General features: G+C 75.1%; 7 protein-coding genes and 1 pseudogene (1 of these 8 running past the window's edge). 4 read left to right on the top strand and 4 right to left on the bottom strand.

Annotation, left to right across the window (positions count from 1 at the left end):
• Nucleotides 1-213 precede the first annotated feature (213 nt).
• Genes ACL03H_RS00490 through ACL03H_RS00475 form a run of 4 tightly spaced genes read left to right on the top strand, consistent with a single transcriptional unit; the run spans nucleotide 214 to nucleotide 4,091 of the window.
• Nucleotides 214-1,617 carry a glycosyltransferase gene (locus ACL03H_RS00490; RefSeq protein ID WP_412808994.1) on the top strand — a complete coding sequence of 468 codons (1,404 nt, stop codon included), beginning with the start codon at nucleotides 214-216 and terminating at the stop codon, nucleotides 1,615-1,617.
• Nucleotides 1,617-2,669: a DegT/DnrJ/EryC1/StrS family aminotransferase gene (locus tag ACL03H_RS00485; protein ID WP_412808993.1), complete on the top strand. Its 1,053-nt coding sequence runs from the start codon at nucleotides 1,617-1,619 to the stop codon at nucleotides 2,667-2,669. Before ACL03H_RS00490 ends, ACL03H_RS00485 begins: the two co-directional genes overlap by 1 nt.
• A 31-nt stretch (nucleotides 2,670-2,700) precedes the next feature.
• Nucleotides 2,701-3,867, top strand: coding sequence for a cytochrome P450 (locus ACL03H_RS00480; protein WP_412808992.1), 1,167 nt, complete (start codon nucleotides 2,701-2,703; stop codon nucleotides 3,865-3,867).
• Between the two features lie 26 nt (nucleotides 3,868-3,893).
• Nucleotides 3,894-4,091, top strand: coding sequence for a ferredoxin (locus tag ACL03H_RS00475; RefSeq protein WP_412808991.1), 198 nt, complete (start codon nucleotides 3,894-3,896; stop codon nucleotides 4,089-4,091).
• 414 nt (nucleotides 4,092-4,505) lie between these two features.
• Here ACL03H_RS00475 and ACL03H_RS00470 read toward each other — a convergent pair whose 3' ends face one another.
• The 4 genes and pseudogenes from ACL03H_RS00470 to ACL03H_RS00455 all read right to left on the bottom strand — a co-directional run.
• Nucleotides 4,506-5,693: a cytochrome P450 gene (locus tag ACL03H_RS00470; protein WP_412808990.1), complete on the bottom strand. Its 1,188-nt coding sequence runs from the start codon at nucleotides 5,691-5,693 to the stop codon at nucleotides 4,506-4,508.
• A gap of 60 nt (nucleotides 5,694-5,753) precedes the next feature.
• Nucleotides 5,754-11,000: pseudogene (locus ACL03H_RS00465) on the bottom strand (SDR family NAD(P)-dependent oxidoreductase); the annotation flags it as partial.
• A 99-nt stretch (nucleotides 11,001-11,099) separates the two neighbouring features.
• Nucleotides 11,100-17,579, bottom strand: a complete 6,480-nt coding sequence (locus tag ACL03H_RS00460; RefSeq protein WP_412809069.1) for an SDR family NAD(P)-dependent oxidoreductase — start codon at nucleotides 17,577-17,579, stop codon at nucleotides 11,100-11,102.
• Nucleotides 17,580-17,600: 21 nt separating this feature from the next.
• On the bottom strand, nucleotides 17,601-25,422 hold the final stretch of the coding sequence (locus ACL03H_RS00455; protein ID WP_412808989.1) for a type I polyketide synthase. 19,916 nt of this gene lie beyond the right edge of the window; only the last 7,822 of its 27,738 coding nucleotides appear in the window; its start codon lies off the right edge, out of view; its stop codon occupies nucleotides 17,601-17,603.

The raw sequence follows: 25,422 nt of genomic DNA, 5'->3' as shown, positions 1-25,422 counted from the left end.
GGAGTTCGTGGCTCGGGCAGGAGCCGGGCACGGCACCGCTCGACTGCGCAGCGTAGGAGCGAGATCGCTGTACTTTTCCCTAGAGCAGCAGGTCGTGGACGCGGAAGGCGTTCGCAGGACTAGGGATTCTCCGCCCGGCAGCGTGGGAGAAAGGGCGGCGTCCCCTCCCGTCCCCTGCCGCAGGGGGATGCCGACTCGTGAAGGGTGTGCCCCATGGACTCGACCCGGCGGCCGATCCTGTTCGTCAGCTACCCGGAGAGCGGACTGCTGAACCCGCTGCTGGTGCTGGCCGCGGAGCTGTCCCGGCGCGGCGTCGCCGACCTGCACTTCGCCACGGACGACAACCGGCGGGCCGAGGTCGCGGCGCTCCAGGTGGACACGCCCGTCGAGTTCGTCCCGCTCGGACCGGTGGTCCCGGAGATGTCCGCGGTGACCTGGGACGACGAGACCTACGCCGAGGTCACCCAGCGGTCCCGGTTCAAGGCGCACCGCGCGGTCATCCGGCACACCTTCTCCCCCGAGGCGCGCATCGAGAAGTACCGCGCGCTGGAGGCCGCGGTGGAGGAGATCCGCCCGGCGCTGATGGTCGTGGAGAGCATGTGCTCCTACGGTTACGAGCTCGCCATCACCAAGGGCATCCCGTTCGTGCTCGGGGTGCCGTTCATGCCGAGCAACGTGCTCACCTCGCACGTGCCGTTCGCGAAGTCCTACACCGGACCCGACTTCCCCGTCCCGCACTCCGGGCTGCCGCACCCGATGAGCCTCGCGCAGCGGATCGCGAACCGGGTGTTCAAGTTCCGCACCCTGGGCATGTTCCTGACCAGGGAGCTGCGCGAGCGGGCGGCGCGGGACCAGCGGATCCGCGACGAGCTCGGCATCGCCGAGGAGGCGGGCGGGTTCATGTCCCGCGTCGAGCACGCCGAGATGGTGCTGTGCTACTCCGTCCCCGAACTGGACTACCCGTTCCCGGCCCCGCCGCACCTGCGCCTGGTCGGCACGATGGTGCCGCCGCTGCCGCAGGCCCCCGACGACGGCGGGCTCTCGGCCTGGTTGGACGAGCGCGATTCCGTGGTGTACATGGGCTTCGGCACCATCACCCGGCTCACCGCCGAGCAGGTGCGCGCCCTGCTGGAGGTGGTCCGGCGGCTCGGCGAGCGCGGCACCCACGTGCTCTGGAAGCTGCCCGCCGAGCAGCAGCACCTGCTGCCCCCGGTCGCCGAGCTCCCCGCCAACCTGCGGGTGGAGGCCTGGTTGCCCTCGCAGCTCGACGTGCTCGCCCACCCCCACGTGCGGCTGTTCTTCACCCACGCGGGCGGCAACGGTTTCCACGAGGGACTGCACTTCGGCACGCCGCTGGTGGTCAGGCCGCTGTGGGTCGACTGCGACGACCAGGCGGTGCGCGGCCGGGACCTCGGCGTCAGCCTCACCCTGGACCGGCCGGAGACGATCGACGTGGACGACGTGCTGGACAAGCTGACCCGGGTCCTCGACGACCCCTCGTTCCGGGACCGGGCCGAGCTCAGCGGAAAGCTGCTGCGCGAGGCGGGCGGGCGGGAGCGGGCCGCCGAGCTGCTGCTGGCGCTGCCGGCGCTGACCGCGACGGGGGCGGGCCGCTGATGCGCCACCCGGTGTCGATGCCCTGGCTGCGGGGCCGCGAGCTGCAGTACACCAGCGAGGCGATCAGCGAGAACTGGATCTCCTCGCAGGGCCCGTTCGTGCGCCGGTTCGAGGAGGCGTTCGCCCAGTACCACGGTTCGGCGCACGGGGTGGCCTGCTCCTCGGGCACCACGGCGCTGACCCTGGCGCTGCGCGCGCTCGGCATCGGCCCGGGCGACGAGGTGATCGTCCCCGAGTTCACCATGATCGCCTCGGCCTGGGCGGTGACCTACACCGGTGCCGCACCGGTGTTCGTGGACTGCGCCGACGACCTCAACATCGACGTCACCCGGATCGAGGAGAAGATCACTCCGCGCACCAAGGTGATCATGCCGGTGCACGTCTACGGCAGGCGCTGCGCCATGGACCCGATCCTGGAGCTGGCCTACGAGTACAACCTGCGCGTGGTGGAGGACTCCGCCGAGGCCCACGGCGTGCGCCCGGTCGGCGACGTCGCCTGCTTCTCGCTGTTCGCCAACAAGATCATCACGGCGGGCGAGGGCGGCATCTGCCTGACCGACGACCCGAGGCTGGCCGAGCAGCTCGCGCACCTGCGCGGCATGGCCTTCTCCCGCGATCACAGCTTCCTGCACAAGAAGCTGGCCTACAACTTCCGGATGACCGCGATGCAGGCCGCGGTCGCGCTCGCCCAGACCGAGCAGCTGGACCGCGTCCTGGCGCTGCGCCGCGAGATCGAGCAGCGCTACGACGAGGGCCTCCGCGACGTCGAGGGCATCACCCTGATGCCCGAGCGCGACGTGCTGTGGATGTACGACCTGCGCGCCCGCGACCGGGACGGGCTGCGGGCCCACCTCGCCGAGCACGGCGTGGAGACCCGGTTGTTCTTCAAACCCATGAGCAGGCAGCCCGGCTACCACCACCCGGGCTGGCCCGAGCTCAACGCCACCCGGTTCAGCGAGGACGGGCTCTACCTGCCCACGCACACCGGGCTCAGCGCCGACGACCAGGACTACATCGTCGGCAAGGTCCGGGAGTTCTGCGCCCGGAGCTGACCACGCAGCAGACGACGATGGAGTGCGGATCATGCCCGAGGTGGTCGACTTCCCGACGCGCCGTCCCGGCGCGCCCTTCCCGCCGCCCGAGTACGCGGGCTACCGCGAGCGGCCGGGCCTGGTGCGCTCGCGGCTGCCCACGGGAGCGGTGGTGTGGCTGGTGACGCGGCACGAGGACGTGCGCGCGGTGCTCACCGACCCGAGGGTCAGCTCCAACCCGGCGCACGAGGGCTTCCCGAGCCTGCTCGGCAGTACCGGCGGGGTGCCCTCGCCGGACACCATGCCCGGCTGGTTCGTCGCCCTCGACCCGCCGGACCACGGCCGGTTCCGCAAGACGCTGATCTCCGAGTTCTCGGTGCGCCGGATCCGGGAGATGCGGCCCGCGATCGAGCAGGTGGTGCGGGACCGGGTGGACGCGATGCTCGCGGCGGGCGACACCGCGGACCTGGTGGCGGACTTCGCGCTGCCGGTGCCCTCGCTGGTGATCTCCAGCCTGCTCGGGGTGCCCCGGGTGGACCGGGACTTCTTCGAGGCCAAGACCCGGGTGCTGGTGAGCACCGCGGCCACCGACCAGGACCGCGAGGCGGCCACCAAGGAGCTGCTGCGCTACCTCAACCGGCTGATCTCGATCAAGCGCAGGCGTCCGGGCGAGGACCTGATCAGCAGGCTGCTCGCCGCCGGCACCATGTCGGCCGCCGAGCTGTCCGGGGTGGCCATGCTGCTGCTCATCGCGGGGCACGAGACCACGGCGAACAACATCGCGCTCGGGGTGCTGACGCTGCTGCTGAACCCGGAGTGGATCGGCCGCGACGGCGTCGTCGAGGAGCTGCTGCGGCTGCACTCGGTGGCCGATCTGGTGGCGCTGCGGGTCGCGGTCGAGGACCTGGAGATCGGCGGGCAGCGGATCGCGGCGGGCGAGGGCATCGTGCCGCTGGTGGCGGCGGCCAACCACGACGAGCGCGCCTTCGGCTGCCCGCACCGCTTCGACCCGGACCGGGCGGCCCGGCACCACGTGGCGTTCGGCTACGGGGTGCACCAGTGCCTCGGGCAGAACCTGGTGCGCGGGGAGATGGACCTCGCCTACCAGGTGCTGTTCGACCGCATCCCTAAGCTGGAACTGGCCGGGCCGGTGGCGGAGCTGCCGTTCAAGCACGACGGCGTGCTGTTCGGGTTGCACTCGCTGCCGGTCCGCTGGTGACCACGCACCGTTCCCGAAGGAGACCCATGCTCAAGATCACCGCGGACACCGAGCGCTGCGTCGGCGCCGGGCAGTGCGTCCTGTCCGACCCCGACGTGTTCGACCAGGACGACGAGGGCGTCGTGACGCTGCTGGTGGAGAGCCCCGGCGCGGAGCACGCGGAGAACGTGCGCCAGGCGGCGCTGATCTGCCCCTCGCAGGCGATCACCGTGCAGGAGGACTGACCCCCGCCCGCACCGGCGCGGGCCCTCCCGCGGATCGCCCGCGCCGGTGCGCCTGGGTCCACCGATTTCACCCGATCTGGGATGAATCCGGTTGCCCCGCAACGGTTTTCCGCTTCCTCCCCCGGCACGTCCACCCGATCAAGCGACTGGTGAACACGTGTTCGAGTCGGGATCATCGAGGTCATGGCGACCTCCACCGCTCCCGAGACCCGAGCCGCGGCCACCCCGCCGCGGTGCGGGCCGTGCCCCTCGCACCGCCGGCTCGCCGCCACCGCGCTCGCCCGGCTGCGCCGCCGCGGCCGTGCGCTGCGCGCGCTGTTCGCACCGCCGCGGCCGCACGGCACCGCGGCCGGCCCCCGATCCGGACCGCCCGCCGCGGCGCCGCCCACCCGGCCCCCGGACGCCCCCGCCGGGTCACCAGGTGACCGGGAGCTCCAGCAGACCGCCGGAGAGCTGCCCGGTCTCCCAGCGCAGCTCCTCCTCCGCGACCGCCACCCGCAGCCCGGGGATGCGGCCGAACAGCGTGCTGAACGCGGTCTGGAGCTCGACCCTGGCCAGCGGGGCACCGATGCAGTGCCACATGCCGTGCCCGAAGGTCAGGTGCGGGTTCGGCGCGCGCTCGACGTCGAACCGCTCCGGATCGTCGAAGGCGCGCTCGTCGAAGTTCGACAAGGTGAAGTCCAGCAGCACCAGGTCGCCCCTCTCGATGGTCACCCCGGCGATCTCGACGTCGCCGGTCGCCCAGCGCGGCAGCATCGAGCTCCCGGCCTTCGCCGCCCGCAGCACCTCCTCCACGGCGAGGGCCAGCGAGGCGGAGTCGCGCAGCGCCCGCTCGCGCTTGTCCGGGTTGCCCGCCAGCACCAGGACGCCGACGTCGATGTGGCTGATCACGCTGTCCAGCCCGGCGAACAGGACGCCGGCCGAGAGGGTGCCGATCCGCTCGTCCTCCAGGCCCGCCTCGCAGAGCCGGGAGATCACGTCCTCGCCCGGGGCGACGCGCCTGCGCCCGACCAGCTCGGAGATGTAGCCGAACAGCTCGGCCGCGCCCTCCTCGGCCGCGGCCGGATCCCCGAGCACGGCCATCCGGCCCATCAGCTCGACGATCCGCCACCGGTCCTCGGGCGGGATGCCGATCAGCTCGTAGAGCACCTGGAGCGCGAAGGGCTGCGAGAACTGCGCGTGCAGATCCGCTGGCGGGCCCTCGTCCAGCAGCTCCTGCACCATCTCCAGCGCCAGCGCCTCCACCTTGGGCCGCAGCCGCGCCAGCCTGCGGGCGGAGAAGCTCGGCGTGAGCAGGGCGCGCATCTCCTTGTGCAACCGGGTCGCCTCGTCGGGATCCGGATGCGTGATGAGCAGGTTGAAGAACGGGGTGTCGACGTAGCGCGGGGCCGAGGGCGGGTCGGCGTGCGACCGGTTGATCCGCTCGTCCTTGAGCAGCTGCTTGACCTCCTCGTGCCGGGTGACCAGCCACGCCTCGTCACCCGCGGGCGTGCGCACCTTGCAGACGGGTGCCTGCTCCTGCAGCTCGCGAAGCTGCTTCGGCGGCCGGAAGGTGGCCGACGGTCCGGTGCCCAGCTTCGGCAGGTCGAGGGATTGACTCATGGGCGATTCCTCCGCGATGTGGATGGGACGGGACAACCGGGGTGCGGGGGCCGCGCGGGCTCAGGCGCCCGCGGGCACCAGCTCGGCCAGCCAGTCGCGCACGACCTGGGCGGTGAGTCCGGAGTGCTCCTTGGCCAGCGACAGGTGGTCGGCCTCGATGGTGCGCACGGCGTCCGTCTCGATCGCGGGCGGCGCCTTCGTGCCCCGGCTGCCCGGCACGGGCACCGAGCAGCGGACCAGCAGCGTCGGCGCCGTGGTCACCGGTGGAGCGCTGATCGCGGCGACCTTGTTGTACCAGTGCACCATCGCCGAGAGCCGCGAGCTGCTCAGGTTCACCGAGGGCGAGTCGATGTCGGCCAGGTAGTAGTTCGCCACCTCGTCGTAGTCGATGTCGTCGCTGTCGTCGTAGCGCAGGCTCAGGGTGTCCAGCAGCACCACCGCTTCCGGCCGCACGCCCCAGGTCTCCTCCAGCATCCCGGCGGCGTGGTAAGCGATCGTGCCGCCGGTGGAATGCCCGACCAGCACGAACGGATCACCGTCGCTGCCGTGCAGCGCGCTCTCGGCGACCGAGCGGACCGCCGCCGTGCCGTGCTCGGGCAGCACCTCGCCGGTCTCGAACCCCACCAGCGGGAGCGCCGAGACGTGCCGCGAGCCGCGGAAGTGCGCGGCGATGCGGGCGTACTGGTGCACGCCGCCGGTGGCCCCGGGAGAGCTCACGCAGATCAGCCTCGGATCGGTGGGACCGTCCGCCAGCAGCACCGGCTCGGGCAGCTCGGCCAGCTCGGCCGGAGTCTCGAAGGTGGGGCGGGTCGCGGCGACCGCGCCCAGCATCCGCATCGATTCCTTGCGCTTGCCGGAGTGCACCCCGGCGAGGAACAGGTTCACCAGCGTGTCGTTCGGATTTCCCCTCGCGCGGCCGGAATCCCCGGCACCGAGGCGATCGCCGAGCTCGTCGCCGATCCAGCGGGCCAGTGCGGCCGGCGTCCTGGTGTCGAACACGGCGGAGGCCGCCAGCCGCACGTCCAGCGCCTCGGCGAGCCGGTTGCGCAGCTCGACGGCGATGAGCGAGTCGAAGCCCAGCTCCAGGAAGTCCCGCGCGGCGTCGACGGCCGCCGCGTCCCGGTGGCCGAGGACGGCGGCGGAGTGCTCCACGACGAGCTCCACCAGCAGTCGCTCGCGATCGGCGGGATCGGCCGCCGCGATCCGGTCGCGCGGTGTCGCTCCGGCCCGGCCGGGCGGGGCGGGGCGGGCCTCGGGGGGCAGCAGCTCGCGCAGCACGGCGGGCGCCGGCCCGCCCCCTCGGGTCCCGGTCGCCCGCATCCGGACCGGGACCACCAGCGGCTCGTCGCGGCGCAGGGCGGCGTCGAACAGGGCCAGGCCCCGGTCGACCGGCAGCGGCGGCAGCCCGGAGTCGGCCATCCGGGCCAGGTCGGCCTCGCCGAGCTCGCCGGTCATGCCGCTGCCCGGAGCCCACGGGCCCCAGGCCAGCGACCGCGCGGGCAGGCCCTCGGCCCGGCGGCGCTGCGCGAGCGCGTCCAGGAAGGCGTTGGCGGCCGCGTAGTTGCCCTGGCCGGGACCACCCAGCACACCGGACACGGAGGAGTAGAGGACGAACGCCGCCAGATCGAGCCCGGCCGTGGCCTCGTGCAGGTTCCACGCCGCGTCCACCTTGGGCCGCAACACGCGGTCGAGTCGATCCGGCGTCAGCGAGGCGATCGCCGCGTCGTCCAGCACCCCGGCGGCGTGCACCACGGCGGTCAGCGGACGCCCGGCGGGCAGACCGCCGATCAGCTCCCGCAATTGCGCCGCCTCAGCGACGTCGCACGCCTCCACCCGCACCTCGGCGCCCCGCGCCACCAACTCGTCCCGCAACCCCACCGCACCCGGAGCCCCCGAACCCCGACGACTCACCAGCACCAGATGCCGCACACCGCGCTCGACCACCAGATGCCGAGCCAGCTCAGCCCCGAGCCCACCCGTACCACCCGTGATCAACACCGTGCCCTCGGAGTTCCACTCGGCGGGTTCGGTCGCGGGCCCGTCGGGCAGCGGCACCAGCCGGGGGACCCGGACCTCGCGTTGCCGCACGGCGAGCTGCGGCTCCCCGGCGGTGAGCAGTCCGGGCAGCACGGCCGCCGAGGTGAAGGCGTCGTCGAGGTCGAACAGCAGCAACCCGTCCGGGTCCTCCGCCTGAGCCGAGCGCACCAACCCCCACGCGGCGGCGGCGGCCACGTCCGCGGGCGCCTCGCCCTCCACCGAGACCGCTCCCCGGGTCACGAACACCAGCTGCGAGCGGGCGAACCGCTGGTCGGATCGCCACTCCTGCAGGACGGTGAGCACGTGGCGCGCGAGCCGGTGCGCCTGCTCCGGTCCGGCCTCGGCACCGCCGCTGACCGGGACCAGGAACACGTCGGCGGCGCCGCCGCGCACCGCGCCCGCCAGGGTCTCCCCGTAAGCCACCACGTTCTCGTTCGCGCGGTGCAGCGCGTAGGCGAGGTCGAACTCGTCGCCGCCGATGACGGCCCAGCGGCGAGCGCCGACGGGTTCCGGCCCGGGGCCGGGCCGCCACTCCAGGCCGAGCAACGACTCCCGCGGCGGTTCTTCCGCCCGCACCGGGGGTCCCGGCTGCTCGCTGTGCTCCGCGGCGTCCGGGTTCGAGGGCCAGAAGCGCTCGTGCTGGAAGGCGTAGGTGGGCAGGTCGATGCGGCGCGCCCCGGTACCCGCGAACATCGCCGCCCAGTCCACGGGCAGCCCGCGCACGTGCAGCCGGGCGAGCGCGCCCGCGAAGGCCGCCTCCTCGGGGCGGTCCCGGCGCAGCGCGGGCACCGCGGCGGCGGACGCGGGCAGCGACTCCTGCGCCATCGCGCTGAGCGTGCCGTCCGGACCGAGCTCCAGGACCGTTCGCGCACCGGACTCCGCGAGCGCGCGGACGCCGTCGGCGAACCGCACCGCCTGCCGCGCGTGCCGGACCCAGTACTCGGGTTCGGCCAGCTCAGCGGCCTCGACGAGGGCACCGGTCACGGTCGACACGAGGGGGCGGCGCGCGGGCGCGAAGTCCAGCTCTCCCACCACCGCGCGGAACTCGTCGAGCATCGGCTCCATCAGCGGCGAGTGGAAGGCGTGGCTCACGTCGAGCAGCTTCGCCCGGCGGCCCCGCGCCTCGACGTGCTCGACCACGGCGCGCACCCCGGCCTCCTCGCCGGAGACGACGAGCGAGCGCGGACCGTTGATCGCCGCGATGGAGACGGTTCCGGTGCACCGCGGCGCGATCTCGTCCTCGGTGGCCTGCACGGCCGCCATCGCGCCGCCCGCGGGCAACCGGCTCATCAGCCTGGCGCGGGCGGAGACCAGGGCGGCGGCGTCGGGCAACGACAGCACGCCCGCCAGGTGCGCGGCGGCGATCTCGCCGATGGAGTGCCCCCCGAGGAGGTCCGGCACGACGCCGACGGATTCGGCCAGCCGGTGCAGCGCGACGTGCAGGGCGAACAGCGCGGGCTGGGCGTTGCCGGTGTCCGCCAGCCCCGCCGCGTCCGAGCCCCAGAGCACCGCGCGCAGCGGCTCCTCCCGGTGCCGGTCGAGTTCGGCCAGCACCTCGTCGAAGGCGGCGGCGAAGACCGGGAACCGGGCGTGCAGCTCGCGGCCCATGCCGAGGCGCTGCGAGCCCTGGCCGGAGAACAGCACGGCCAGCCCGCCGGGGTCGGCGCCGACGGTGCCGCGCGCGACTTCCTCGACGCCGTCGGCGGTGGTCAGCAGCACCGCCCGCTGCTCGAAGTCGGTGCGCCCCGCCAACGAGCGGCCGACGTCCGCCGGATCGATCTCGGGGTGCTCGGCGTGGAAGGCAGCGAGCCGCGCCAGCTGCGCGTCCAGGGCGGCGGGGGTGCGCCCGGAGACCGGCCACGGTGCCGCCGCGGGGCGCACCACCGGTTCCTCCGGAACGTCCTGCTCGGATTCCTCCGCGCGATCCGGCGCCTGCTCGACGACGACGTGGGCATTGGTACCGCTGATTCCGAACGACGACACCCCGGCCCGGCGGGGGCGGCCGGTGTCCGGCCAGGGGGTGCTCGCGGTGGCCAGCTCGACCGCGCCCGTGTCCCAGTCCACGTGCGGGGACGGGGCGCTCACGTGCAGCGTGGGCGGCACCGCGCCGGAACGCATCGCCTGCACCACCTTGATCACGCCCGCGACCCCGGCGGCGGCCTGGGTGTGCCCGAGGTTCGACTTGACCGACCCCAGCAGCACGGGCCGCTCCCGCTCCCGCCCGTAGGTCGCCAGCAGCGCCTGCGCCTCGATCGGGTCTCCGAGCCGGGTGCCGGTGCCGTGCGCCTCCACCAGATCCACGTCCTGCGCGGCCAGCCCGGCCCCGGCGAGTGCTTGGCGGATCACCCGCTGCTGCGCGGGACCGTTCGGCGCGGTCAGCCCGTTCGACGCTCCGTCCTGGTTCACGGCGCTGCCGCGCAGCACCGCCAGCACCTCGTGGCCGTGGCGGCGGGCGTCGGAGAGCCGCTCCACGACGAGCACGCCGACGCCCTCGGACCAGGCCGTCCCGTCGGCGTCCGCGGAGAACGCCTTGCACCTCCCGTCGGGGGCGAGTCCGCCCTGCCGGCTGAACGAGGAGAAGTTCGCCGGGGTCGTCATCACCGTGACCCCGCCGGCCAGCGCCAGCGAGCACTCCCCTGCCCGCAGCGCCTGCGCCGCCAGGTGCAGGGCCACCAGCGAGGACGAGCAGGCCGTGTCCACCGTGAGCGCGGGGCCTTCCAGGCCCAGCGCGAAGGAGAGCCTGCCGGAGAGCACGCTCGCCGCCATCCCGGTGGAGGCGTGCCCCTCCAGGTCCTCGCCGGAGGCCAGCACCAGGTGGATGTAGTCCTGCCCGGTGGTGCCGACGAACACCCCGGTTCGACTGCCGCGCAGGGATCTCGGATCCAGCCCGGCCCGTTCCAGCGCCTCCCAGGAGACCTCCAGGGCCTGTCGCTGCTGCGGATCCATCGCGAGGGCTTCGCGCGGGGAGATGTCGAAGAAGCCGGGATCGAACTCGGCGGCGCCGGCCAGGAAACCGCCCTCGGTGGTGGCGCTGCGGCCGTCGCCGAGCGCGGCGAGGTCCCAGCCGCGGTCCGGGGGGAACCCGGTGATGACGTCCTCCCCCGCGGCCAGCAGCTCGCCCAGCGCCTCCGGCGAGTCGAGCCCGCCGGGGAACCGGCAGGCCATGCCGACGATCGCGATCGGCTCGTGCCTGCTCGCCTCCGCCTCGTGCAGGCGTTGCCGCGTCTCGTGCAGGTCCGCGGTGACCCACTTCAAGTAGTCGACGAGCGTGCTCTCGTCCGGCATCGTCGGTTCCTCCCTGCGAACGACCGGTCGGCGGCGGGCAGCGGTGCCGCGTCACGGGTCCTGTGCTGTGCGGGTGCGGGCGGGTCAGGGCTGGCTGCGCCTGCCGAGCTCGTTGTCGATGAAGGTGAGCAGGTCCTCGGCGCTGGCCTCCTGGATGCGCTCGCCGACGGGCTCGTCGGCCGCGTCCTCGTGCGCCGCCTCGCCGTAGCGCTCCACCAGGCTCCGCAGCCGCGCGGTGACCTCGCCGCGGACCTCGGCGGCCGTGTCCCCGGCGGCGAGGGCGTGCTCCACGCGATCCAGCTCGGCCAGCAGCGCCGCGCCGCCGAGCTCGCCCGCGCCCAGCACCTCGGCGCCACCGCCGAACTCCTCGGCGAGCAGCCGGGCCGCGGCCATCGGGGTCGGGTGATCGAAGATCAGGGTCGAGGGCAGTCGCGCGCCGGTCGCGGTGGCGAGCCGGTTGCGCAGCTCCACGGCGGTGAGCGAGTCGAAGCCGAGCTGCCGGAACTCGCGCTCCGCGCCGATCGCCTCCGCCGAGCCGTGGCCGAGCACGCTCGCCGCCGACTCGCGCACCAGGCGCACGAGCTCCTGCTCGCGCTCCGCCGCGCTCATCCCGGCCAGTCGTCCGGCGAGGTCGACGCGCTCGGCGCCCCGGTCGGTCCCGGAGGCGGTCCGGCGGGTGGAGCGCACCAGGCCGCGCAGCATCGCGGGCACCTCGCCCCGGGCCCGGGCCGGTGCCGATCCGATGCCCAGCGGCACCACGAGGGGTTCGTCCGCCCCGATCGCCGCGTCGAACAGGGCCAGGCCCCGCTCGACCGGCAACGGGGGCATCCCGTTGTCGCCGATGCGGCGCAGGTCGCGCTCGTCGAGCCCGGCGGTCATCCCGGAGCCCCCCTCCCAGGCTCCCCAGGCCAGCGAGAGGGCGGGCAGTCCCCGCGCCCGGCGGTACCGGACGAGGGCGTCCAGGAACACGTTGCCCGCCGCGTAGTTGGCCTGCCCCGCGCTGCCCAGCACCCCGGAGACCGAGGAGTAGACGACGAACGCCGCCAGATCCATTCCGGCGGTGAGCTCGTGCAGGTTCCAGGCACCGTCCACCTTGGGCCGCAGCACGGCCGCGAGCCGCTCGGGAGTGAGCGCGTCGACCACGCCGTCGTCGAGCACCCCGGCGGTGTGCACCACCGCTGTCAGCGGATGCCCGGCGGGCACCTCGTCCAGCAGCGCGGCAGCCGATGCGCGGTCGGCCACGTCGCAGGCCGCGAGCGTGACCTCCGCGCCCCGCGCCACCAACTCGTCCCGCAACCCCACCGCACCCGGAGCCCCCGAACCCCGACGACTCACCAGCACCAGATGCCGCACACCGCGCTCGACCACCAGATGCCGAGCCAGCTCAGCCCCGAGCCCACCCGTACCACCCGTGATCAACACCGTGCCTTCGGGATCCCAGCGGACGGGCGCGGTCAGGACGATCTTGCCCACGTGCCGGGCGAGGCTCATGTGCCGGAAGGCCTCGCGGGCCCGCCGCACGTCCCACGTCCGCACCGGCAGCGGTCGCAGCGCACCGGAGCCGAACAGCGCCAGCAGCTCGCCGAGCATCCGCTGGATGCGGTCCGGGTCCACCAACCCCAGGTCGAAGGAGCGGTACTCGACGCCGGGCACGTGCTCGCGCACATCGGTCTTGCCCATCTCGACGAACCGCCCGCCCGGGCGCAGCAGGCGCAACGAGGCGTCCACGAACTCACCGGAGAGCGCGTTGAGCACGACGTCCAGCCCGCCGTCCCCGGCCACCTCGGCGAAGACCCGCTCGAAGCCGGTGTCGCGGGAGGAAGCGATGTGGTCCTCGGCCACGCCCAGGGAGCGGAGCACGTCGTGCTTGGCCTCGCCCGCGGTGGCGAACACCTCCGCACCGAGGTGGTGGGCCAGCTGGATCGCGGCCATCCCCACCCCACCGGCCCCGGCGTGCACGAGCACCTTCTCGCCCGCGCGCAGCCCGGCCAGGTCGACCAGGCCGTAGCGGGCGGTGAGGAACACCAACGGGACCGAGGCCGCCGTGGGCCAGGACCAGTCCGCCGGTACGCGGGCCAGGAACCGCTCGTCCACGGTGCCCAGCGGGCCGAACCCGCCGAAGAGCATCCCCAGCACGCGGTCCCCGGGCCGGAGGTCGCGCACGTCCGGTCCGGCCTCCACGACCACGCCCGCGACCTCGGACCCGAACGGACCGGACTCGCCCGGGTACATGCCGAGCGCGTTGAGCACGTCGCGGAAGTTCACCCCGGCGCCCTCGACGCGAACCCGCACGTCGCGACCGGTGAGCGGAGCGGTGGCCTGCGGGAAGGGCACCAGCGCCAGCGCGTCCAGGCTGCCCTTGGCCGTGCTGTCCAGGTGCCAGGGCTCTCCGGGGGGCGGCAGCAGCGATTCGGCGGTGGCCATCGGCGCCAACCGGGCCACCCGGAGCTCGCCGTCCCGCACGACGGCCTGGGGCTCGTCACGGTCGACCAGACTCGGCACCAGGGCCAGCGCCTCGGCGGGGCCGGACCCGTCGAGGTCCAGCAGCAGGAAGCGGCCGGGGTGCTCGGCCTGCGCGGAGCGCACCAGTCCCCACGCCGCGTTCACCGCCAGGTCGGCGGCGGACTCGGCCGCCACCGCGTCCCGGGTCACGAACACCAGCCGGGCCCCCGCGAAGCGGGGCTCGGCGAGCCAGCGCTGCACGAGTCCGAGCACGCGGGCGGTGAGTTCCCGCACCTGCCCCGGCGCCCCGGCGGAGCCGTCGCCGGCGAGCGGGACCGCGACGAACTCCGGCACCGGGTCGGGCAGTGCGTCCAGTTCGGTGACCTCCGCGCCGAGCCCCAGGCCGAGGGGATCCGGCCCGAGCACGGCCCACGCCCGCTCGGCGGGTTCGGCGGGGTGCGGCACCCAGTCGACGTGGAACAGCGAGTCCAGCGCGGCCGGGGTCCCGGCGGCCGGCGGGGGCGCGGCCTCGCGCAGGGTCAGCGCGTCCACCGAGAGCACCGGCACGCCCTGCGGGTCGGCCGCGACCAGCTCGACCGAGTCCTTGCCGTTCTTCGCGATCCGCACCCGCAACGCCGAGGCGCCGGAGGCGTGCAGCGAGGCACCGCTCCAGGAGAACGGCAGCAGCCCGCGACCGTCCCCTTCGGACACCGCGAACACGGTGGCGTGCAGCACGGCGTCCAGCAGCGCGGGGTGCAGTCCGTACGACTCCGCGTCGCGGACCTCGGGTGGCAACCGGACTTCCGCGTAGTGCACGTCGCCGTGCCGCCACACCGCCCGCAGTCCGCGGAACACCGGTCCGTAGCGCAGCCCCGTCGCGGCGTAGTCGTCGTAGATCCCCGCGATGTCCACTTCGGACGCCCCGGCCGGGGGCCAGGTTCCGGTGTCGAGATCGAGCACGCGCTCCTGCTCGGCCAGCGTCCCGGCCGCGTGCCGCGTCCACGACGCTCCCGGGTCCTCGGCGGCGCGCGAGTACCAGCTCAGCTCGCGGCGACCGGATTCGTCGGCCGCGCTCACCCGCAGCTGCACCTGCACCGCGCCCTGGGCGGGCAGCACCAGCGGAGCGGCCAGCGTCAGGTCCTCGACCTGCGCGCAGCCCACCTGGTCGGCGGCCAGCACCGCCAGTTCGAGGAATCCGGTGCCGGGGAAGAAGACCTGCCCGCTGACCTCGTGATCGGCCAGCCAGGGGTGCGCGGCCAGCGAGAACCGGCCGCTGAGCGCGAGCTCATCCCCGGCGAGTTCCACGGCCGCTCCCAGCAGCGGGTGCCCGGCGGCGGTGAGGCCCAGCGCCGCCGCGTCGCCGGGGCCGGCCGCGGCCCCCGGCCAGAACCGCTCGTGCTGGAAGGCGTAGGTGGGCAGCTCGGTGCGTCGCGCGGCGGTGTCCGCGAAGAAGGCCGCCCAGTCCACCGGAACCCCGGCGACGTGCAGCCGGACGAGAGCGGTGACGGCGGCGGCGTGGTCCTCCCGGTCCCGGCGCAGCACCGGCACCACCGGCAGCTCCGGGTCGAGGGACTCCTGCGCCATCGAGCACAGCGCGCTGTCCGGGCCCACTTCGAGGAAGACCGAGGCACCGTCGGCGGCGAGCGCGCGCACCCCGTCAGCGAAGCGCACCGGCTCGCGCACGTGGCGCACCCAGTACTCCGGGTCCGCCAGCTCCTCGGCGGTGGCGGGAGCGCCGGTCAGGTTCGACACGAGCGGGACCCGCGGCCTGCCGAAGGACAACCCGCGCACCACCGACCGGAACTCGTCGAGCATCGGGTCCATCAGCGGGGAGTGGAAGGCGTGGCTCACGGCGAGCCGGGTGGTCTTGCGGTCGAGCTCGGCGAGCCGCCGCTCCACCTCCGCGACGGCGTCCTCCGCACCGGAGACGACGAGCGACCCGGGCGCGTTCACCGCCGCGACCGACACCCGCCCGGACAGCAGCGGCGCGATCTCCTGCTCGGTGGCGCGCACCGCGGTCATCGCGCCGCCGCTCGGCAACGCCTGCATGAGGCGGCCCCGGGCGGCGACCAGCGCGGCCGCGTCGGGCAGCGCGAGCACCCCGGCCACGTGCGCGGCGGTGATCTCCCCGATGGAGTGCCCGGCCACGAACGCCGGGGCCGCTCCCCAGGATTCCAGCAGCCGGTGCAACGCGACCTCGATCGCGAACAGCGCGGGCTGGGTGTGCGCGGTCTGGTCCAGCAGGGCGGCCTCGGCGCTGCCGGGCTCGGCGAACAGCAGCTCGCGCAGCGGCCGGTCCAGGTGCGGGTCCAGCTCGGCGAGCACCTCGTCCAGGGCCTCGGCGAAGGCCGGGTGTCGAGCGGCGAGTTCCCGGCCCGCCCCGGCGCGCTGCGCGCCCTGCCCGGAGAACAGGACGGCGAGCTTCGCCGGGCGCTCCGCGGTGTGGCGCAGCACGCCCGGCGCGTCCCCGTCCGCGAGCCAGCCCGCCAGCGCGTCCCGCAGCTCACCGCCGTCCGCCCCGACGGCGGCCAGCCGGTGCTCGAAGGCGGCCCGGCCGGTGGTCAGCGAGAGGGCCACGTCGTCCGGGCGGGGTCCGGCCGCGTCGACCTGGCGCAGCAGCTCGGCGACCTGGTCCCGCAGGGCCTGCTCGGTGCGGGCGGTGATGATCCACGGCACCGTCCCGGAGCCGTCCGGGCGGGGCGCGGCGGGTCGTTCCGGTGCCTGCTCCAGGACGGTGTGGGCGTTGGTACCGCTGACCCCGAAGGAGGACACCGCCGCGCGCCTGGGCCGCCCCGCCTCCGGCCACGGCTCGGCGCCGGTGAGCAGCGCGACCGCGCCCGACGACCAGTCCACGTGCGAGGACGGCGGATCGCAGTGCAGGGTGCGGGGCAGCTCGCCGTGCCGCATCGCCAACACCATCTTGATCACACCCGCGACACCCGCCGCCGCCTGCGTATGACCCAAGTTCGACTTCACCGAACCCAACCACAACGGGTGCTCCCGCCCCTGACCGTAGGTCGCCAGCAACGCCTGCGCCTCGATCGGATCACCCAACGAAGTACCAGTCCCGTGCGCCTCCACCGCGTCCACCTCCGACGCGGACACCTCCGCGGCGGCCAACGCCTGCCGGATCACCCGCTGCTGCGCCGGACCGCTCGGCGCGGTGAAACCGTTCGAGGCGCCGTCGGAGTTCACGGCGGAACCCCGCACCAGCGCCAGCACCGGGTGGCCGTGCCGTTGGGCGTCGGAGAGCCGTTCGAGCACCAGCACCCCGACGCCCTCGGCCCAGCCGGTGCCGTCCGCGGCGTCCGAGAACGCCTTGCACCGGCCGTCCGGGGACAGCCCGCCCTGCCGGGAGAACTCCAGCAGCGAGCCGGGCGTGCACATGACGTTGACGCCGCCCGCGAGCGCGATCGAGCACTCCCCCGCGCGCAGCGCGTGCGCCGCCTGGTGCAGGGCGACCAGCGAGGAGGAGCACGCCGTGTCCACGGTGACCGCCGGCCCCTCCAATCCGAGCTGGTACGCCAGCCGCCCAGAGGTGGCGCTGGCCGCGATGCCGGTGCCCACGTCGCCGTCGGCGTCGGCCAGCGAACGCACCACCAGGTACGCGTAGTCCTGGCCGTTGGTGCCGACGAACACGCCGGTGCGGCTGCCGCGCAGCGCGGTGGGGTCGATACCGGCGCGTTCGATCGCCTCCCAGGACACCTCCAGCAGGAGTCGCTGCTGCGGGTCCATCGTCATCGCCTCGCGCGGCGAGATCCCGAAGAACGCGGCGTCGAAATCGGCCACCCCGTCGAGGAAACCGCCGCGCCGGGAGACCGCGTTGCCACGCTCGTCGACCTCGGCGTCCCGCAGCGCGTCCAGGTCCCAGCCCCGGTCGGCGGGGAACTCGCCGATGACGTCTCCCCCGGCCTCGACCAGGTCCCACAGCTGCTCCGGGGAGGAGATGCCGCCCGGGAACCGACATCCCATCGACACGATCGCGATCGGCTCCGATCGCTGGGCCGCGAGCCGCTGGTTCTGCCTGCGCAGCCGCTCGGCTTCCTTCATCGACGCCCGGAGTGCCTTCTCGACCTGCGCCTGCCGGTCCGCCGGGGCGTGTTCGCCAGAGGTCATCATCAGCTCCGTTGGTCGGTCTCGCCGTCAGTCGGTCTCCGGGGCGCCGTCCAGCGCCGCCTGCACCAGGTCGTCCAGCGCCATGTCGTCGATCGAGTCCTCGTCGTCCTCGGCGCCGCCGGGAGCCACCCGCTCCCCGGAGAGCTCCAGCAGCGGTTCCAGCAAGCCGGAGTCCCGCAGCCGGGACAGGGGCACCGAGGCGAGCAGCCGCCGGATCCCGTCGTCCTCCTCGACGCCGGGCTCCCGCTCTCCGGGAGTCCCGGGGCCGCCGAGTTCGGCGTACAGGTGCTCGGCGAGAGCGAGGGGCGTGGGGTGGTCGAAGATCAACGTCGTGGCCAGGGCCAGCCCGGTGGCGGCACCGAGCCGGTTGCGCAGCTCCACGGCCGCCAGCGAGTCGAAGCCGAGGTCGCGGAACGTCCGGTCGGGCCCCACCGCGTCCACCCCGGCGTGTCCCAGGATGTCGGCGCTGTGCTCCCGGATCCGATCGGCCAGCACGTCCCGGCGCCGCCCGGCGGGCAGCTCGGCGAGCTCGTCCCGCAGCGAGAGCTCGCCGGCCGGACCCGCCTCGGGGTCGGGCTCGGCGTACCCGGGCATCGCGCGCAGCAGCGGGCTCGGCCGGGTGGAGGTGAACGCGCGGGTGAACTTCTCCCCGCTCACGGCCGCGACGAGCGGCGTCGCCTCGGTACCGGCGGCGAGCTCGACCAGGGCGTCCAGCGCGAGGTCGGGACGCATCGCGTCCACCCCGCCGCGCTGCGCGCCGCCCGCCGCGTCCTGCCCGGCGGCCATGCCAGCACCGCCCCAGGCGCCCCAGGCGATCGAGGTTCCGGACAACCCCTCCGCGCGGCGGCGCTCGGCGAGCGCGTCGAGCACCGCGTTCGCGGCCGCGTAGTTGCCCTGACCGGCGTTGCCCACGGCGGCCGAGGCGGAGGAGAACAGCACGAACGCCGCGAGCTCGTGGTCCCGGGTCAGCTCGTCGAGCAGCAGCGCGGAGCCGACCTTGGTGCGCAGCACCGCCGCGAACCTGTCGGGGGTCAGCGAATCGAGCACGCCGTCGTCGAGCACCCCCGCCGCGTGCACCACGCCGGTCAGCGGACGTGGCAGCTCGGCGAGGACCGCTTCCAGCGCGGCGCGGTCGGCGACGTCGCACGCCTCGACGGTGGTGGTGGCCCCGAGCCCGTGGAGCTCCTCGCGCAGCTCCTTCGCCCCCGGCGCGTCGAGGCCGCCGCGGCTGAGCAGCACGAGGTGCGCGGCCCCGTCCGCGGCGAGCCGCCGGGCGACCTGGGCGCCCAGCGCACCGGTGCCGCCGGTGATGAGCACGACGCCGCCCTCCGGGTTCCAGCGGTGCGCGGGCCGTTCCGGGGCGGGCAGCAGTCGGCGGCCGAAGGCGCCGCCCGCGCGGATCGCGACCTGGTCCTCGCCGTCGATCCCGGCCAGCACGGCGCGGAACCGCTCGGTGGCCGCGGCGTCCGGTGCGGCGGGCAAGTCCACCAGCCCGCCCCAGCGGTCGGGGAGTTCGAGCGCGGCGACCCGGCCGAGCCCCCACACGCCCGCCTGCGCGGGATTCGCCGGAGCCTCGGATCCGGTCGTGCGCACCGCGCCGGTGGTCACCGTCCACAGGGGAGCGGTGATCCCGGCGTCGCCGAGCGCCTGCAGCAGCGTCGCCGTGCGCGCGGGTCCCTCCGGCACGGTCGACCCGACGTCCGCGGTGGCGAGCAGGGACACGACGCCGTCGGCCCGGTGGCCGCGCAGCAGCTCGGCCCACTCGCCCCGGTCGGTGCCGGAGAGCTCGACGCGGGTCACCTCGCCGAGGCCGCGCAGCAGCGCCTCGCTCCAGTCGGCGTCGATCCCTTCCGGCAGCACCGCCAGCCAGGTCCCGGCGGGCCGCGCGGTGGCCGGGACGCGCAGCGGAGTCCAGCCGAACCGGTGCCGCCAGGAGTCCACGACGGCCTGGTCCTGATGGCGCTTGCGCCAGTCGGCGAGCGCGGGCAGCACCTCGGCCAGCGCCGTCCCCGGGACGTCCAGCTCCGCGGCCAGCTCCGCGTGGTCGGCACCGTCCACGGCGGCCCAGAACGATTCCTCCGGTCCGGTGGATCCGGTGGCCCCGGTGAGCGGAGCCTCGGGCTCGGGCCAGAACCGCTCGTGCTGGAAGGGGTAGGTGGGCAGGTCGACCCGGCGCGCCCCGGTGCCGGCGAAGAACTCCGCCCAGCGCGGTGCGGTGCCGGTCACGTGCAACCGGGCCAGCGCGCCGACCAGGACCTCCTCCTCGGAGCGGTTCCGGCGCTGCGCGGGGATGATCTCGGCGTCCTCCGCCAGCAGTCCACCGGCCAGCGCGGAGAGCACGGCGTCCGGACCGATCTCGCAGAAGGTGCGGACCCCGCGGCCGGCCAGGGTGCGGACGCCATCGGCGAACCGCACGGCCCGGCGCGCGTGCTCGACCCAGTAGCCGGGGTCCCCGAGCTGCCCGGCGGTGGCGAGCTCACCGGTCAGGGTGGACACGACGGGGATCGCCGGGGCCGCGTAGGCGATGTCCTCGGCGGTGCGGCGGAAGTCCTCCAGCACGGCGTCCATCAGTGGCGAGTGAAACGCATGACTCACCCGCAAACGCCTAGTCTTCCGGCCGTTCGCCTCGAACGACTCGGCGATCCGCCGCACCGCCGCTTCCTCCCCGGAGAGCACGAGCTCCTCGGGTCCGTTGATGGCGGCGATCGAGACCTGCCCGGACAGCAGCGGGAGGACCTCCTCCTCGGCGGCCCGAACCGAGATCATCACCCCGCCCTCGGGCAGCTCCGCCATGAGGCCCGCGCGCGAGGCGACCAGCTTCGCCGCGTCCGGCAACGAGAACACGCCCGCCACGTGCGCGGCCGCGAGCTCACCGATGGAATGCCCGGCCACGAAGTCCGGGCGCACGCCCCAGGATTCGAGCAACCGGAACAGGGCCACCTCGAAGGCGAACAGCGCGGGCTGGGTGCGGCCGGTGTCGTCCAGCTCGGCCGCCTCCGCGCTGCCCGGTTCGGCGAACAGCACCTCGCGCAGCGGACGCGGCAGCAGCAGGTCGAAGTGCGCCAGCACCTCGTCCAGCGCGGCGGCGAACACCGGGAACCGGGCGGCGAGCTCGCGGCCCATGCCGGGCCGCTGACTCCCCTGACCGGAGAACAGGAACGCGACCTTGCCCCGGGAGGCGGTGCCGCGCAGCGGGGTCGCCGCGCCGGTGCCCTCGGCGAGCGCGGTGAGCCCCGCGACGAGCTCCGCGCGATCACTCCCGAGCACGGCGGCGCGGTGCTCGAAGTGCGAGCGGGTGGTGGCCAACGAGTGCGCCAGGTCCAGCGGTGCGGCCTCGACCTCCAGCAGCCGCCGGGCCTGCGCCCGCAGCGCGTCCGGGGTGCGGGCGGAGAGCACGAGCGGCAGCACCGCTGGGACGAGCGGTTCCGGAACCGGATCGGGCCCGGGTTCGGTGGCCTGTTCCAGGACCACGTGCGCGTTGGTGCCGCTGGCCCCGAAGGAGGAGACCGCCGCGCGGCGCGGGCGAGACGTCTCGGGCCACGGGACCCGCTCGGTGAGCAGCTCGACCGCGCCCGCGGTCCAGTCGACGTGGCCGCTCGGCCGATCCACGTGCAGCGTGGCGGGCAGCTCGCCGTGCCGCAGCGCCAGCACCGCCTTGATCACCCCTGCCACGCCGGACGCCGACTGGCTGTGGCCCAGGTTCGACTTGACCGAGCCCAGCAGCAGCGGGTGCTCCCGGTCCTGACCGTAGGTCGCCAGCAGGGCCTGCGCCTCGATCGGATCCCCCAGCGCGGTCCCGGTGCCGTGCGCCTCCACCGCGTCCACCTCGGACGGTTCGACGCCGGCGGCGGCCAGCGCCTTGCGGATCACCCGCTGCTGGGAGAGGCCGTTCGGCGCGGTGAGCCCGTTGGAGGCGCCGTCGGAGTTCACCGCCGAACCGCGCAGCACCGCCAGCACCTCGTGCCCGCGCCGACGTGCCTCGGAGAGCCGTTCCACGACGAGCATTCCCACGCCCTCGGCCCAGCCCGTCCCGTCGGCGGCCTCGGCGAACGCCCGGCAGCGCCCGTCCGGGGACAGCGCCCCCAGCTCGCCGAACTCGACGAACCCGACCGGGGTGGACATCACCGTCACCCCGCCCGCCAGGGCGACCGAGCACTCCCCGCCGCGCAGCGCCTGCACCGCCTGGTGCAGCGCCACCAGCGAGGAGGAGCACGCCGTGTCCACGGTGACCGCCGGCCCCTCCAACCCGAGGGCGTAGGCGAGGCGCCCGGAGATGAGGCTCGCGGACTGGGCGGTCTGGGCGTGCCCGACCTGACCGGCCGGCGGCCGGTAGTCGCCGGTGCCGCCGCCGACGAACACGCCCGCGTCGGTGCCGCGCAGCCCGGCCGGGTCGATCCCGGCCCGTTCCCAGGCCTCCCAGGCGGTTTCGAGCACGAGGCGCTGCTGCGGGTCCATCACCATCGCCTCGCGCGGGGAGATGCCGAAGAAGCCGGGGTCGAACTCGGCGGCGTCGTGGAGGAAGCCACCTTCCCTTCCGGCCATCGCGGCCGGGTCCCAGCCGCGATCGGCGGGCGCGGGGCCGATCGCGTCGGTCTCGTCGAGCAGCAGCTGCCACAGGTCCTCGGGGGACCGGACCCCGCCGGGGTAGCGGCAGCTCATGCCGACGATGGCGATCGGCTCACCGGCGTCCCCACCGGTGCCGACGGGAGTCCGCCCGGCCCGCCGCTCTCCGCCGAGCAGGTCGCCCAGGTGCGCGGCGAGCGCACCCGGCGTGGGGTGGTCGAACACGAGCGTCGCGGGCAGCGCGAGCCCGGTGGCGGTGCCGAGCGCGGTGCGCAGGTCCACGGCGGTCAGCGAGTCGAAGCCGAGGTCGCGGAAGGCCAGCTCCGGGTCGATCTCCTCGGCACCGCCGTGACCGAGCACGTCCGCGGCGGCGGAGCGCACCAGCGCCAGCAACCGCTCGGCGCGCTCGGATTCCGGCAGCGCCAGCAGTTCGGCGCGCGGGTCGGTGATCTCCGGGCCACCTCCGGTGCGGGCGGCCGGGATCTCGGCGAGCAGCGGGCTCGGGCGGTCGGCGGTGAACCCGGGCGCGAACCGCTCCCAGCGCACGTCGGCCAGCACCAGCGCGGGTGCGGACCCGCCGAGCGCGCGGCCGAGCGCGGCGACGGCCAAGTCCGGGTCCAGCGCCGGGAGACCGTTGGCCCGGCGGTGCGCCGCGCCCGGGTCGTCCTCGGCCGCCCAGGCGCCCCAGAACACGACCTGCGCGGGCAGCCCGGTGGAGCGGCAGCGCAGCGCCAGGGCCTCCAGCCGGGCGCCGTCGGCGGCCGCGTCCGCTTCGCCGCGCACGCCCCAGGCGGCGGCCAGCGAGGACATCAGCGCGAAGACCTCCGGCGGCCGCTCGGCCAGCGCCGCCGCGAGGTTCTCGGCGGCGGCCACCGCGTGCGGCCCGGTCTCGGCGTGCAGCACGGCGGTGAGCTCGCCGGGCAGCGCGGCGGCCACGGCCCCGGTATCGGCTCCCGAGAGGTCGCAGTCCAGTTCGTCGCCGCGCACCACGCGCTCAGCGCCCTGCTCGGCGAGCCAGCGGCGGATCCGGTCGGCGGGGGCGCCGTCGCCGGTGACCAGCACGGTTCCGCGCGGGCTCCACGGCGCGTCGGGAGCCGGGGCGGGCACCAGCCTGCGCCCGTAGGCACCGGAGGGGCGCAGCGCCACCTGGTCCTCGGGCCCGCCGAGCACGACGGGCAGCCGTTCGGCGGCGCGCCGGTCCGGGTGCGCGGGCAGGTCGACGAGGCCGCCCCACTCCGCGGGGTGCTCCAGCGCGCGGACCCTGCCCCGGCCCCAGCGCGCGGCCTCCGCCGCGTCCGGGGTCTCGGCGGGCCCGACCGCGACGGCGCCGCGGGTCAGCAGCCACAGCCGCGCGCCGGTGCCGACGAGGGCGGCGGGCAGCGGCTCCGCGTTCACCCCGGGCAGCGCGAGCAGCGCGGTGCCGTCGGCGAACCCGGGAGCCTCGTCCAGCTCGGGCAGCGCGGCGACCGGATCGCCGTCGACCTCCCGGACCTCGGCGCCGGGCAGCGCGGTGAGCACGGCGTCGGTCCACTCCGCCCGCTGCCGCGCCGGGACCAGCACGATCCGCCTCGTCTCCGGCGGCCCGGCGGGCCGCAGCGGGGTCCAGGTGATGACGTGGCGCCAGCCGTCCACGACGGAGCTCTCCCGGCGGTCGCGGCGCCACCGCGAGAGCGCGGGCACCACGGCGGACAGCGCCTCGCCGTCCACGTCGAGGGAATCGGACAACGCGGCCACGTCGCCCCCGTCGACGGCGGTCCAGAACGCGGCGTCCACCGGATCGGCGGCGGTGACCGGGTGGGCTGCGGGCTCGGGCCAGAACCGCTGCCGCTGGAAGGCGTAGGTGGGCAGGTCGACGCGGCGGGCGCCGGTGCCCTCGAACCACGCCGCCCAGTCGATCGCCTCCCCGTGGGCGTGCAGCTGGGCCAGCGCGGTGCCCAGCGCCACCTCCTCGTCGCGGTCCCCGCGCAGCGCGGGCACCACCAGCGGGGCGTCGTCCTCGGCGAGGGTCCGCCGCACCAGCGCGGCGAGCACCCCGTCCGGGCCGAGCTCCACGAAGCGGGTGGTCCCGGCCGCGCGCAGGGTCCGCACGCCGTCCGCGAAGCGGACCGGGCGGCGAACGTGCTCCACCCAGTGCTCCGGGGAGCCCAGCCGCTCCGCGGTGGCGAGTTCACCGGTCAGGGTGGAGATCACGGGGAGCTCCGGGGCCCGGTAGTCGATTCCGGCGGCGACGCGGCGGAACTCGTCGAGCATCGGATCCATCAGCGGCGAGTGGAAGGCGTGGCTCACGGGGAGCTCGCGGGTCTCGCGGCCCTGCTCGGCGAACCGCTCGGCGAGGCACCGGGCGTCCTCGACCGCACCGGAGATCACCACCGACTCGGGTCCGTTGACGGCGGCGATCGAGACCTGCCCGGACAGCAGCGGGACGACCTCCTCCTCGGCGGCCCGAACCGAGATCATCACCCCGCCCTCGGGCAACGCCGCCATCAGCCCGGCCCGCGCCGCGACCAGCTTCGCCGCGTCCGGCAACGAGAACACGCCCGCCACGTGCGCGGCCGCGAGCTCACCGATGGAATGCCCGGCCACGAAGTCCGGCACCACGCCCCAGGACTCCAGCAACCGGAACAGGGCCACCTCGAAGGCGAACAGCGCGGGCTGGGTTCGGCCGGTGCCGTCCAGCTCGGCCGCCAGCGCGCTGCCCGGCTCGGCGAACAGCACCTCGCGCAGCGGGGCGTCGAGCTCCAGCTCCAGGTGCGCCAGCACCTCGTCCAGCGCGGCCGCGAACACCGGGAACCGAGCGGCGAGCTCGCGGCCCATGCCGGACCGCTGACTCCCCTGACCGGAGAACAGGAAGGCCGTGCGCCCCTCCCCGGCCGCCGTGCCGCGCGCGACCTCGCGCGTGCCCTCCGGGCCCGCCAGCAGCACCGCGCGGTGGCGCAGCGCCGCACGACCGGTGGCCAGCGAGAAACCGACGTCCACGGCGGAAAGGCCCTCGGCCGCGCGGGTGAGCCCGCGCAGCTGATCGTCGAGCGCGGCGGACGAGCGGGCGGACACCGGCCAGGGCACGGCGTTCGGCCGCACGGCGGGTTCGGGGCGCTCGGCGCCGGCGGCGGGGGCCTGCTCCAGCACGACGTGCGCGTTGGTGCCGCTCACGCCGAACGCGGACACCCCGGCTCGGCGCGGACGGCCGGTGTCGGGCCACGGCTCGGCCTCGGCGAGCAGCCGCACCCGCCCCGAGTCCCAGTCGACGCGCTCGCTGGCGCGCTCGGCGTGCAGCGTCCTCGGCAGG

It is taken from the genome of Saccharopolyspora antibiotica (assembly GCF_047200635.1).
GTDB lineage: Bacteria > Actinomycetota > Actinomycetes > Mycobacteriales > Pseudonocardiaceae > Saccharopolyspora_C.
The sequence above is the reverse complement of the archived record's forward strand: the minus strand, read 5'-3'. Positions and strand labels throughout refer to the sequence as shown.

What these genes read in the sequence shown, in the direction of transcription:
- ACL03H_RS00475 (WP_412808991.1), top strand. Translation starts at nt 3,894, where the DNA reads ATGCTCAAGATCACCGCGGACACCGAGCGCTGCGTCGGCGCCGGGCAG.
- ACL03H_RS00480 (WP_412808992.1), top strand. Translation starts at nt 2,701, where the DNA reads ATGCCCGAGGTGGTCGACTTCCCGACGCGCCGTCCCGGCGCGCCCTTC.
- ACL03H_RS00485 (WP_412808993.1), top strand. Translation starts at nt 1,617, where the DNA reads ATGCGCCACCCGGTGTCGATGCCCTGGCTGCGGGGCCGCGAGCTGCAG.
- ACL03H_RS00490 (WP_412808994.1), top strand. Translation starts at nt 214, where the DNA reads ATGGACTCGACCCGGCGGCCGATCCTGTTCGTCAGCTACCCGGAGAGC.
- ACL03H_RS00470 (WP_412808990.1), bottom strand. Translation starts at nt 5,693, where the DNA reads ATGAGTCAATCCCTCGACCTGCCGAAGCTGGGCACCGGACCGTCGGCC.